The organism is Aeromonas sp. 5HA1 (genome assembly GCF_029237245.1).
GTDB classification, from domain to species: domain Bacteria; phylum Pseudomonadota; class Gammaproteobacteria; order Enterobacterales; family Aeromonadaceae; genus Aeromonas; species Aeromonas salmonicida.
Genome location: NZ_JAACFW010000025.1, coordinates 62,830 through 75,175, shown reverse-complemented (window position 1 = coordinate 75,175; position 12,346 = coordinate 62,830). Strand labels below are relative to the sequence as shown.

The following is a 12,346-nucleotide window of genomic DNA, read 5'->3' as shown; positions in this document are numbered from 1 at the left end:
TCAATCTGCTCGACCAGCGCCAGTTTAAAAGTCAGCGAGTAATCGCGCTGTGTCCGTTTCACACCTTGTCCCATCGGGCTCTCCGTTTATGTGGGGGAAAGGTGTAAACCATATTCAGGACGGGACAACATAAACAAAGGGGGGATCGCCTGCCGGCGATCCCCCTTGTGCACAACATCAGCCTGATCAGCCCATCAGCAGGGCGCGCAGGCTCTCCACATCCAGCCCGCGTACTTCGGACTGGCCACTGAGCAGGCCATCGGCCAGTGCCCGCTTCTCGTCGTGCAGGGCGACTATCTTCTCTTCCACCGTCTGCTCGCACACCAGCCGATAGACAGTCACCGGCTGGGTCTGCCCCATGCGGTGGGCCCGATCGCTCGCCTGATCTTCCACAGCCGGGTTCCACCAGGGATCCAGGTGCAGCACTGTATCGGCCTGGGTCAGGTTGAGGCCCGTGCCCCCCGCCTTGAGACTGATGAGGAACAGCGGCACCGGCTCGTGCCGGAAGCGCAGTATGGAGTCCTGGCGGGACTTGGCGGAGCAGCCCCCATCCAGATAGCAGTAATCCCATTTTTTCTGTTCAATGCGCGCGCGCAGCAGGCTCAGCAGATCGACGAACTGGCTGAACACCAGCACTCTATGACCGTTGCCGATCGCCTCGTCCAGCAGGGCCATCGCCTCGTCCAGCTTGCTGCTGGTCTGGGACCATTCGGGCATCACCAGCTCGGGGGAGCAGCAGAGCCGGCGCAGCCGGGTCAGGCCGCTCAACACGTGCATCAGGGCGCGGCCATCGGCACTTTGCACCTGCTGCACCACTTCGCGCCGGGTTGCCTCATACAACTGGCGCTCCTCGGGGGAGAGGCTGATGTGATGAATGATCTCTGTCTTGTCCGGCAACTCGGTCAGCACCTGCTGCTTGAGACGACGCAAGATAAAGGGACTGATCACAGCCCGCAGCAGGGCCATGTGCTGGGGATCTTTTACCGCCTTGCCGAAGCGGCGCTTGAACTCGCCCAGGCTGCCGAGCAGACCCGGGTTGATAAAGGTAAACAGGCTCCACAGCTCCCCAAGATGGTTCTCGATGGGGGTGCCGGAGAGGGCAAGGCGAAAATCCCCTTCGAGCTGGAACAGCAGCTTGGCACGCTGGGTGCCGGCATTTTTGATCTGTTGCGCTTCATCCAGCACCATGCTCGACCAGCGGCGGGACTTGAGCGCCTCCGCCAGGCTGCCGAGCATGCCGTAGTTGAGCAGGATCACCTGGCCGGCCCTGGCATCGCGGATCACCCCTTCCCGCTCGGAAGGGTTCTCGAATACCACCACCTCAAGTTCGGGGGCGAAGCGCGCCACCTCTTCCTGCCAGTTGGTGACCACTGACTTTGGCACCACCACCAACGCCGGGCCCAAGTGCTGGCGCATGCGCAGCACTATGAGCGCCTGCAGGGTCTTGCCCAGACCCATGTCATCGGCCAGACAGGCGCCGAAGCCATGATGGGCCAGAGTCGCCAGCCAGCGTACCCCGTCCTTCTGATAATCCCGCAGTGGGGTCAACAGTTCGGCCGGGCACTCCACCTCCTGCTGCCACTCCTGTTGCAGGGAGTGCCAGGCGTCATCCCCCTCAGTGGTGATGACGGAGAGCAGGCGGGTGAGCGGATAGGCCAGCTTGTTGTTGATGCGTTGCTCTTCATCCAGCATGGCGCCCAGCATGGTGAGCCGCTCCACCAGCTTGTCACTCAACATCAGGCTGGTCTTCTCGTCGAGCTGGACGGTGCGCTGACCTGGCGTCATCTGGCGCAGGATGAGACGCAAATCGAGGATCTGGTGCTCATCGAGGGCCAGTGCCCCCTCCACCTGGAACCAGTCCTGGCGCCGCTCGATACGCAGACTCAGGGCCGCTTCGTCCAGACTCTTGAGGCGGGCGCTGTCCTGATGCCAGTGAATGACCACACCGGCATCCACCAGCTCGGGCAGGGCATTGACCAGTGCCAGTGCCTGCTCCCCCTGAAGTAGCCACTCACTCCCTGGCAGCCCTATGGGCAGTGAATTGCGCAGTTGCTGGGCCTGCCCCTTCTCGGCGAGAAGATCTCGCTGCCAGTAGTGATAATCCTTGATCCCCTGGCGCACTATGGCCTCCCCCTTGCCAAGGGGAAGCGGCGGCAACTCACCCTGCCGGGTCACCAGCTTGACCGCCAGCTGGCCATCCTGCCAATCCAGCTGTACCGAGGGAATACCGGGCCAGGGGGCCAATTCGGCATTACCTTGCAGACCTGCCACCTGGCTGTGCCAGGGCAGATCGGGGATGGCGTCCAGGGTGCGCTGCAATTCGCTTAAGCCCTCGGCGGGCAACAGGGGGATAGATTCCAGTGCAGGCAGGCGATCGAGCAGCGCCTGAGGGGTGAGGATGAGCTGCCACAAATCCTGTGCCAGCGGCAGTATATGGGCACCGCGCGCCGCGGCGGACGGGCTCAGCAAGGCACTCATGCCCTGCTCGGTGGCGACAATCTGCAACAGGGGCGCACTGACGGCCAGTTGCAACTTCTGCCCCTTGGCATTGAACAGCCGCGGATGAGTGGCAAGGGGCGCCCAGGCCTCTCGTGGTAGCTGGCCCATGACCCTCGGCAGGGTGCGTACCAGCGCCCAGTCCTCTTCGTCAAGCAGGGCGGCATATTGAGTCGAGAGCAGAGCGGGATCGACCCGGCGACCGGCGGTCCACTCCCCTTTGGTGCTCTGCTTCTGGATCTTGCACTCAAGCTCGGGCCCTTCGGCATGCAGCAGCCACACCAGCCGCTCCTGCGCCTTGCGCACGCCGCTGGAACGCCCCAACCCCTGCAACCAATTGAGCCAGCTGGCCGATGCGGGGGTCTTGTCGTCTTCGTCCTGGTCTGCGGATGCGTCATCCCCGTTGGCGGCTCGCAGTTGCTGCAGCGGTGCGCGGTGCGCCCCCTGCCCCAACAGGAGTCGCAGCAGATCCTGGCAAAAGGCCATCAGCCTGTGATGGGGTTGTGCCTCCAGCACATGGGAGAGATCCCACTTGTGCAGTATGGCAACCTGGGGACTTTGCTCCCCGTGCCTGGCAAGGGCGCAGAGATCGAGCCAGAGGTAACCCCAGTGCAACTCTTCCAGCGGCAATTGAAGGGTGTCGAACAGACCGACCGCCTGACCATGACGATCACCGGCCCACTGACCTAGCAGATCCGCCAGCAACGGAAACTGATTACCCAGACTGCGTTGCCACTTCTTGCGCTGCTCGCTGGCGATCACGGGGTCAGCTTGTTGCAACCAACCGAGCCAGAGCAGAGCACTGAACATCAGCGGCCACTGCCCCTTGGCACCCTCTGCCTGCCACTGGCCCAAGGCACCGAGCAGCCGTTCGGCGAGGGGTTGATCTTCCCCCTGCTCCGCCAACTGCTGCAAGGCGGGCCAGTGTGTGGTGACCTCGCCGGCAAGGTCGCCACAGAGCCACTGCCATTCGGCGGCGAACCCTTCGCTCACGCTTTTCAGCTCGGGAGCACAGGCGCTGGCAACCGATGCGAGCGGCCACTGCGCCCTGGGCTCGGCATCGAGCAGCGTTTGCAGGGAGAAGTGCATCAACATCAGTTGCTGCCATTGCGGGCTAGAGCCCGGCAGCAGGCGATGGGCATCGGTCACGTCGAGCAGGCCAAGCAAATCGGCCGCAAGATAGTAGGTCGGCACCTGACCCGCCTCACCAAGACAGAGCTCCCGTACCAGCGCCTGCGCCATCTCCTGGCCGGTGACCGAGGGCACCCGTGCCCAGTTCGGCATGGGGCATGCACCCGAACGTACCGCCAGAATCAGCGCCAGGGTTCCCTCTGCCGTCAGACTCCACTGCTGCTCCCCGCGCAGGCGCACCAGTCCCTGCTGCTGCAACTGCTCCAACTTGTCGATCAACGCCCGCCCGAGCGGCATCTGCGCTTGCAGCTGTTCTTGCAAATAGCGGGTACTGGCGGTGCGCTGCAACTGCAGCTCACTGAGCAGGGCATAACAATCGAAAGAGAGGGTGAACGCAGACATCAAGACTCACGGGCAGGTGCAAAAGCGGAATTTTAACGGGAAAGCGGCGGCGGCTCGACCCTTAACCGCGAAATAACTCAAAAAAAGCCAACTGGCTCATATAAACCAAGAAGCACGGAGGATCACAAAGGATGGAAGAAGACATGCCAAGAGGGGAGAACCTCGGCGAAATGACAATAAAAAAGGCGCCGTAGCGCCTCTTTAGGGAGAAACGTGCCGAAATGTCAGCCCTCCAGTAGCGCCAGACGGGCTTCCAGAGCCTGCAACTGTGACTTGAGGGTTTCGACTTCTTCTTCCAGCGCGCTCAACCTGTCCGCCGCCGGGGAGGCATAACTGCTGGCAGGGGATGCCTCGGCCAGCGCCTGCAGATCCACCTCACCGCTGAACAGATGGGCATAGCGGGATTCACGCTTGCCCGGTTCGCGGGGCAACTTGACCACATAAGGCCCCTGCTCAATCAGAGCAGCCAAGGCCACATCCACCTGAGTAACATCATCGAAGCTGCACAGGCGGTTGGTGCGAGAGCGCAACTCACCCGGTGTCTGAGGACCCCGCAGCAGCAGCTCGCAGACGATACCGAGCTCCTGCTCGCTGAACTTGAGAGTACCGAACTCGGTATTGCAGAAGCGGTGCTGGTAACGGGGTACCCGGGCATTGAAACCGGCAGTGTTGACGACCAGACGCTTGCGGATCAGCTCATCCACCACGGCGCGGATATCCAGCTCGGAGAGATCCAGCACAGGTTCACGGTTGCTCTTCTGGTTGCAGGCATTGACCAGGGCATTGAGGGAGAGGGGGTATTGATCCGGCGTGCAGATCTCTTTCTCTATCAGAGCGCCGATCACGCGGGCTTCCAATGGGCCTAGCACTAACTCCATTTCATACTCCCTTTCTAAAACAAGACGTTGAGGCCACTATCTTAGCCATGGCGCCTCTGCCGTCCAGCAAAGGCGCCTATTTTTGCGAAGCAGTAGTGCGGTTGGTGAAACATCGCGCAACCTTGCCGTCCTGCTTTGCACCTGCCGCCGGGCATCAGGAGGAGGGTTTACCCTCCAGCGCAGTGGCCACGGATTTGGCGGCCGAACCAGTTAGCAAGGGATCACCCGGATAGAGCATCAGGGCTTGCGTTCGCAGCGCCTGCGCCTCTTCTTGTCGCCCAAGCGCACCGAGTGCGATCACCATATTCGCGTAAATATTGGCTCTGGGGGTATGGCGTACAAATGCCTGACCCCAATCGAGATAGGCTTCCAGCTCCGCCTTGTTATCAGTCTGCAAGCCCACCATCAACCGCACCGAGTTCACGTCAAACTCCACCCGGGTCAACCAGGCCATGGGGTTGACGACATCGAGCAGCAGGGTTGGATCCTTGTAACCGCCGCGCTCGTACTTGGTCACCACCCAGGCGGTATGAATGGCAGTGAGCATGAAGGGCACAACCAGCACAGGGATGGCGATGGCCAGAAAGCGCAGCAGCAACCAGGGGCGATAGACATATTCACGCCAGCTGGCTGTCTGCATCCCCTCCTCCACTTCCGCATCCAGCACATGGATCAGCAGCAGCAGAGCCCACCACAGAGCGATGGCGTGATAGAGCGGATATTCGGTCTGGGTGTGCAGCAGTATGGGAGTCACCAGTGCCAGCAACGCCGCCCCCTTGACCCAGCCCGCCCTGGCAAGCCGCCACAACAGCGCACCACCCATCAGCGCCATGCCGATCATGGGGGCCAACCCCCCTTCCACCGCCCAGTAGAGAAACTCGTTGTGGGGGTGATCGAGGTTGTATTCAATCTGCACCATGGCCGGGTTCAGCGCCTTGTCGGCCATGTAGTGATGCAGAAATGTGGTCTCAAAACTGCCGTAGCCCCAGCCGGCCAAGGGGGATTCCACAATCAGCCTGGCGGCATAGGGCCAGTAGACGGAGCGCATGCCACCGGATTGGTACACCTCAAGCCCGCGCTTGACGCCGCTGATCCCGTATTGGGACGCCAACCCCAGGCCGACACCGAGCGCAACCAGGCCAAGAATACGGGCCAGTTGATGCTGACGATGCAACTGTGGCGCAAGCAGGAGCAGGGCCAGCAAGCCACCCAGTTGTCCCACCCGGGATTGCAACACCACCAGCAGCAAGCTGGCCGCCAGGATCACCCCATAACGCAGCCCTCGTAGCCAGACATTGGCATTGCCGCGCAGCTCAAGCCAGATGGCGAGGGAAAGTCCGGTCGCCATAAAGGTCGCCATCACATTGGGCTGCTGAAAGATGCCATAAGGGCGATTGGCCCGAGTGTCATAACCGAGCCAGTTGCCCGGGGTCAGCAGGTAATACTGCACCAGCCCGAGCAAGGCCTCTATCGCTACGGCCCCCAACAACAGATAGAGCAACTGATCACGGGCCTGACGAGCCAGTTGCCATTGGTACAGACAAAACAGAAACAGCAGACCGGCAAACAACCCAAGCAGCCGGGGAATGGCATAGTCCTTGAGTTCAAAACCGGGATACGCCATGGGTAGCAACAACAGGCATCCACCAAGCCATAGCCTGGCCTGCAAAGACGAGAATATCAACCGCTGTTGCAGGGTGACCTGCCACAACCCCAGGCCGATGACGAGGCTGGCAAAGACCCAGCCCCAGGCATTGAATGGCAGATAGAGCCCGGCCCCACCGGGGTTGTGCATGAAGAAGTGCATGGCCAGCAGCCAATAAGCTAAAAACAAAATCCAAGATGTACCATTCATATATCAACCCCGGTCACTCAGCGAGCACCAAAACCTGTTGCCATGGTTTTAATTGTCTTAAATACAATTAATACATCAAGCCATACAGAGAAATTCTTAATGTAGTAAAGGTCGTATTCTACCTTTTTACGTGTGCTGTCTATATCTGCTGAGTAACCATACATGACCTGAGCCCATCCACTTATACCAGGACGGACCATATGACGATACATATAAAATGGAAGCTCATGTTGAAATTTCTCGACAAATACTCTTTGCTCTGGCCGAGGGCCAATTAGGCTCATATCCCCTTTTAATACGTTAAAAAACTGCGGCAACTCATCAATTCGATATCTTCGAATAAGTGCTCCCACCCGAGTTGTTCGACCATCACGTTCCTCAGCAAACTTAGCACCACCCAGTTCAGCATTAACATGCATACTACGAAATTTGTATATTATAAAATCCTTATTTCCTTGGCCTACCCTTTTTTGCAAAAAAAATATAGGGCCAGGGCTATCAATTTTTATAAGAGCTGCAGTAGCAAGCATTAATGGGAGCAGTAACGGCAGCGCAACTATGATGGCTACCATATCAACAACCATTTTAATATAAAGATAATACAATGACGGGGTAATCGCACCCAAATTACTTTGATGCAAAAAATCCAAACTAACTCTACCGGTTAAAGATTCATAAATTTGTTTGCTATCATAAATTGGGGTTTTTAACAATGCGCAGTTAGCTAAAACCCTTTGCCACTGATCTTGTAACTCAAGAGTGTTAAGATCCGCGACTACAGCATCATAACAATAGTCAAAGAGAGTCAAATCATTAACAACATACCAGTCTATACCATCAATCTCACACAGAGACTTATAATTTCCAACAGGAATAATAGCGTATTTTCTTCTACCATACATGACACCCAACAGACAAATGAGCCAACACAATATCAAAACAAGTAAATAAGAACAAAGAATAACACTGCGACTATACTCAAAACGAGTTATCAATAATATTGCAAATAGCAACAAATATATAGTTGTAACCGTTTTAATCATGTATGGTAGCACCTGTGAACCAGGATAGATCATAAAGCGATCAAGAGAAAAACCTGCAATCATGCACGAAATAAAGATACCTAAAATGGTATTAACCCTGACCGAGTCAAAACTATACCAGAAACCCCACCCCCAAATTAAAAAAGCAGGTAACAAAGTAGCAATCAATGCGGCCAGAAAGAACATCATGGCATAATTAAATCGCCCGCGTACAAAAGAGTGACGGCTAAAGAATTGATGACTGTTGTTTCGCATTAATCTCTTCACTTTTTGTCTATTAATCCGAACTCACCAGAAAATTGGTGCTCAAGCATATCCAAGTAAATTTTTATTATTTTTTTTTCATCGAAATTCGCAGCAATAAAAGTTCGCCCAGAATTCCCCATAGATATTCTCTGCTCTATATTCATATTAATGAATTTTATCATCGCACAAGTCAATGACTCGATACTTCTAGCCTCACATAATAGACCCGTTTCACCATGCCTAACTACATCACGACATCCAGGAACATCGGTAACAATTATCGGTTTTGCCATTGCGGCCGCCTCAATCATAGTGCGTGGTAATCCCTCTCTGTAAGAGGGTAGTACAACGCAGTCACTTTTCATGATTACGGGTCTAACATCATGTGTGGTTCCAAGATACTCAAGTACACCCTCATTAATCCATACCTTCAACTGGTCGTAACCAATCGCACTGGGATTGTTAGCCTGAAAATCACCTAATAATTTAAACTTTACATTAGGATAAACACTGCGAACATACTTGGCTGCTGCAACATATTCACCTACACCTTTATCCCATAATAGACGAGCGATAAGTAAGAAATGGATTGAATCATCTTTAGAAGGATTTATGACTGGATAGAAAAAATCAAGATCGACACCCTCACCAGGAAATATGCGAGCCTTTCTACTATCTATTATTCGCCGCGAAACGAATTCATTCCGATCATCTTCATTTAAAAAAATTATTAAACGTGGATATTTAAGAGCATACTTATAAAGCAACCTAACAACTTTTGGTATCAAACCATTATTTAAGAACGCATAGCCTAAGCCTGTTGTTATGGATATTGTTGGTAGATGACAGAGCCACGCAGCAAATGAACCATATATATTCGGCTTTACTGTATAATGGATAATTAAGTCGACATCAATCCTGCGGTACAATTTCACCAAGTCCCATGTCAACTTAAGATCTGCAAATGGATTTACGCCTTTGGCAGACAGCGTCAAGGGAATAAATGAACACCCTAAATCACAAAGCAAAAAGACTGTACCATCAGGTGGTGCAACAATGGTGATGCGATATCCACGCTGTAAAAGAGCAGATAATAGCCCCCCCCGAAAGTTCCACATTGACCAAGCAGTATTGGCCACCATACAAAGGTGTATACTCATAAGCAATCCTGGTATAAAGTTAACCAGTGCTGACTAATTACCTTAATCGAGTAATGGTTAATTACCCGTGAGCGAGCCTCCTGGGTTATCGCCTCCTTCTCAAGAGGTGAAAGTAAAAGAGCATGTTCTATTGCAGCGGATAACCGTATGCTATCTTGTGGCGGAACAAGCAAACCGGCAGTTCCAACCACCTCTTTCACACCACCGCAATCGGTAGCTACCACTAGCAGCTCAGTAGCCATCGCCTCTGCTACGACTAAAGAAAATCCCTCCCAAGCAGATGACAATACAAATATATCTGCCGCACTCATCCATTTTTCTATATCATGGCGCAGCCCCAAGAAATGCACTCTCGCCATTAGACCTTGTGCTGCAACCATTGACATCAAATAAGCCTTATCCTCTCCTTCTCCAATAATAAACAACTGAACATACGAATATTGAGAGGATAGCCTAGCAAATGCTTTTAGTAAATTTTTATAGTCCTTTGCCGCAGTTAATCGCCCGACAGCTAGCAATAAAATTGCATCCTCTTTTACTCCTAATTGAAATCGTAATTGCATCCGACTCACAACATTAAAAGAAAAGCGTCTAGTATCAATACCATTATACATAACTTGCATACGCCCTGCAGCTACAGCTCCTCGCTTAATGAATATATCGACCGCCGCCTGACTTACATTCGTACTTAAATCACATAGTCGGTCCGTTAGCCGATAAGCAAGCATATACACATCTCCCCCTTCATTGATACTATGAGCGGAGCAGATGAGCTTAGGAATAAATATCATCAATCTAACTAATCGAGTAAATAAATTTGCATGAACCATGTGGCTGTGCACCACATCCGGTTTATATTGCCGAAGCAATTTAACGGCCTCCCAATAAGAATTTACAAAACTCAGTGGATTTTTACTCATTTTCAATAAAGCTACATCCACTTCGGCTGAATATGGGCGATTGACTATCTCACCAGTCATGACAATGAGTAATACTTTGTGGCCAATTTTAATAAATTGATCTGCCAAATCACAAACTTGTCGTTCAGCCCCTCCCATGCCAAGGCCTGTTATAACAATAGCAATTTTCATACTATTTTCTTAAGCAGCTGTAAATAATACATTGAAAACTCCTGATACACGCTTTAATCTTCCCTATCCATCTAACATCTCGGATGATTTGATCTCTATAGAAAACCCCAAAACCATGAGGGTTGCTTTTCAAATTTCTTTTGAAGTTATTGGTGTAACCATCAGGAAGATACTCGCATATATATATTATCTGATCTACATAAAACATTATCTTTCCTACATCAGAAATTTTATTCCATACATATAACTCTGGTACAAAATTTTCATTTTTGAATTCTGGAAAAGGACATATCTTCATTACTTTCGTACGAAATAAGTAAGCTAAATCTCCTTTAAGGATATGCCCAGCCATCGTTGGATTCATCACCATTGTCTTATTGAATGACACTTCCAAAGCGCCAATAATATGACCTGATAAAGTAGCCTTTCTAAAACACATACCGACAAACTCAGAGTCAATATCATTGATATATCGATATAGCTTCTCAACTGCATCATGCATTAATAAATCATCACTATCAACAATGAGGATCCAATCACCTGATGCTCGTGATATAGCTGTATTTATAGCACGATGCTTACCACCATTTTTTTGATAATGATAGTTAACTTTAAAATCAGCACTTCCTATACATCTTGAAATAAAATCAAATGTGTGGTCTGTACTACCATCATCAATTATCAACCATTCAAAACAACGTATATTTTGCCGACACAAACTTCTATATAACCTTGGCAGAAAATATGCTCTATTATAAGTCGGTGTTACTATTGTAATCATCCAGCCCCCGGACACACTGCCCCGAATAGGTATAAGTGAAACATAATAATATAGTAGTAATCATCATCAAAAGAGCATTGAACACGTAAACTATATATATTTCACCAGAACGAAAAACACTCAAAAGCACCCAGTAATTAAAAAAACTAACAATAGAAAGAAATGACCACTTAAAAAGTATTAATATATATTTCCCATCACGATATAATCGTTGCATCAATATACTATCTACTGCCATAAATGACAGTGCAGGCAACATCATTTTCGCCAATGCTGTTGCTGGCTGGTAATGTTGACCAAATATCAGTAAAATAATATCGCTCAGCCATACCCATCCCAGTAATTGCAAGAAGAACGTGAAGAGTAAAATATATAAAATGACTGTGCGGATACTTTTAACTTTTCGTCCATATAACATTATCGGTGCGATCGACTGTACAACTATACTTATTATGAGCACCGCTTGTTCAAGAATTTGATTGGCAACACCATACGTAGCCAGTTCTTCAAACCCCAAATAATACTCAACAAATAGACGGTCTAGTCGCATGTATATAAGCATCAAGATCAATGGTATCCAAAGCATGATACCTCTCTTCAGCATTATAAGAGATACCGTTTTATCCCAATCCCAGATACCACCTCGAGATATGATTAAAAAGCACAATGCAATAGCTAAAAACAATGCTTCCATCACTCTAGTTGAGTAAATGACAAGAGTGGATGAAATTGAAAGGGCTATAAACACCAAAAGAACTCTTAGTAATAAGACAGAGAGACGGATAGCAACAACCACTCCAATTTTTGTTTGTGCCTGATAAAAGTTTGCAATAACTGAAAATGGCTCATTGAAAATGACCGCACATGTCAACAACGTTAGCATTAACTTTATATCTTGATCTTCAACAAAAAAAAATGCATAGAAAATTCCGATGAAAAAAGCAAGAAGCGCTGATGAAAAGCGCAATATAAATACTGAAGTTAATATCTTCCAATGCAAACGTGGATGACGCACTAACGCCGGAACTACAACTTCAGAACCAGCAATCAACGCAAAAGATGAAAATAAAATTGTTAAATTTATAGAATAGAGCCATTTGCCGTAAAGAGAGATACCAAGCAAGTGGCTTATGACTCCTTCACAAAAAAAAACCAGACCTACAGCTACAGCCTTTTCAAATAACAAAAAAACAATATTGGCAATAATTGCAGCATGGTTTTTATAAAATGCCAAAACTTGGGCTAATAACATTCAGGTTGTCT

General features: G+C 50.6%; 8 protein-coding genes. All 8 read right to left on the bottom strand.

Annotated elements, in window-relative coordinates:
- Positions 1 to 186 precede the first annotated feature (186 nt).
- A complete protein-coding gene (locus GWQ27_RS19030) occupies positions 187 to 4,029 on the bottom strand; it encodes a DEAD/DEAH box helicase (RefSeq protein ID WP_275908069.1) in 3,843 nt (1,280 codons plus the stop codon).
- A gap of 224 nt (positions 4,030 to 4,253) precedes the next feature.
- The gene (locus tag GWQ27_RS19025) at positions 4,254 to 4,907 is read right to left on the bottom strand and encodes a DUF480 domain-containing protein (RefSeq protein ID WP_275908068.1); all 654 of its coding nucleotides are present in this window, start codon (positions 4,905 to 4,907) and stop codon (positions 4,254 to 4,256) included.
- 154 nt (positions 4,908 to 5,061) lie between these two features.
- Positions 5,062 to 6,762: a Wzy polymerase domain-containing protein gene (locus GWQ27_RS19020; protein WP_275908067.1), complete on the bottom strand. Its 1,701-nt coding sequence runs from the start codon at positions 6,760 to 6,762 to the stop codon at positions 5,062 to 5,064.
- A 17-nt stretch (positions 6,763 to 6,779) separates the two neighbouring features.
- A complete protein-coding gene (locus GWQ27_RS19015; RefSeq protein WP_275908066.1) occupies positions 6,780 to 8,060 on the bottom strand; it encodes an exopolysaccharide biosynthesis polyprenyl glycosylphosphotransferase in 1,281 nt (426 codons plus the stop codon).
- Between the two features lie 8 nt (positions 8,061 to 8,068).
- The gene (locus GWQ27_RS19010) at positions 8,069 to 9,211 is read right to left on the bottom strand and encodes a glycosyltransferase family 4 protein (protein ID WP_275908065.1); all 1,143 of its coding nucleotides are present in this window, start codon (positions 9,209 to 9,211) and stop codon (positions 8,069 to 8,071) included.
- Positions 9,208 to 10,302 carry a glycosyltransferase gene (locus tag GWQ27_RS19005; RefSeq protein ID WP_275908064.1) on the bottom strand — a complete coding sequence of 365 codons (1,095 nt, stop codon included), beginning with the start codon at positions 10,300 to 10,302 and terminating at the stop codon, positions 9,208 to 9,210. Before GWQ27_RS19005 ends, GWQ27_RS19010 begins: the two co-directional genes overlap by 4 nt.
- A 1-nt stretch (position 10,303) precedes the next feature.
- On the bottom strand, positions 10,304 to 11,083 hold the full coding sequence (locus GWQ27_RS19000) for a glycosyltransferase family A protein (protein ID WP_256684514.1): 780 nt from the start codon (positions 11,081 to 11,083) through the stop codon (positions 10,304 to 10,306).
- Positions 11,055 to 12,335, bottom strand: a complete 1,281-nt coding sequence (locus GWQ27_RS18995) for a hypothetical protein (RefSeq protein WP_275908063.1) — start codon at positions 12,333 to 12,335, stop codon at positions 11,055 to 11,057. The genes GWQ27_RS19000 and GWQ27_RS18995 overlap by 29 nt, the downstream gene beginning before the upstream one ends.
- Positions 12,336 to 12,346: the final 11 nt, after the last annotated feature.

Coding starts and splice junctions, on each gene's coding strand:
- GWQ27_RS19030 (WP_275908069.1), bottom strand. CDS start 4,029: ATGTCTGCGTTCACCCTCTCTTTCGATTGTTATGCCCTGCTCAGTGAG.
- GWQ27_RS19025 (WP_275908068.1), bottom strand. CDS start 4,907: ATGGAGTTAGTGCTAGGCCCATTGGAAGCCCGCGTGATCGGCGCTCTG.
- GWQ27_RS19020 (WP_275908067.1), bottom strand. CDS start 6,762: ATGAATGGTACATCTTGGATTTTGTTTTTAGCTTATTGGCTGCTGGCC.
- GWQ27_RS19015 (WP_275908066.1), bottom strand. CDS start 8,060: ATGCGAAACAACAGTCATCAATTCTTTAGCCGTCACTCTTTTGTACGC.
- GWQ27_RS19010 (WP_275908065.1), bottom strand. CDS start 9,211: ATGAGTATACACCTTTGTATGGTGGCCAATACTGCTTGGTCAATGTGG.
- GWQ27_RS19005 (WP_275908064.1), bottom strand. CDS start 10,302: ATGAAAATTGCTATTGTTATAACAGGCCTTGGCATGGGAGGGGCTGAA.
- GWQ27_RS19000 (WP_256684514.1), bottom strand. CDS start 11,083: ATGATTACAATAGTAACACCGACTTATAATAGAGCATATTTTCTGCCA.
- GWQ27_RS18995 (WP_275908063.1), bottom strand. CDS start 12,335: ATGTTATTAGCCCAAGTTTTGGCATTTTATAAAAACCATGCTGCAATT.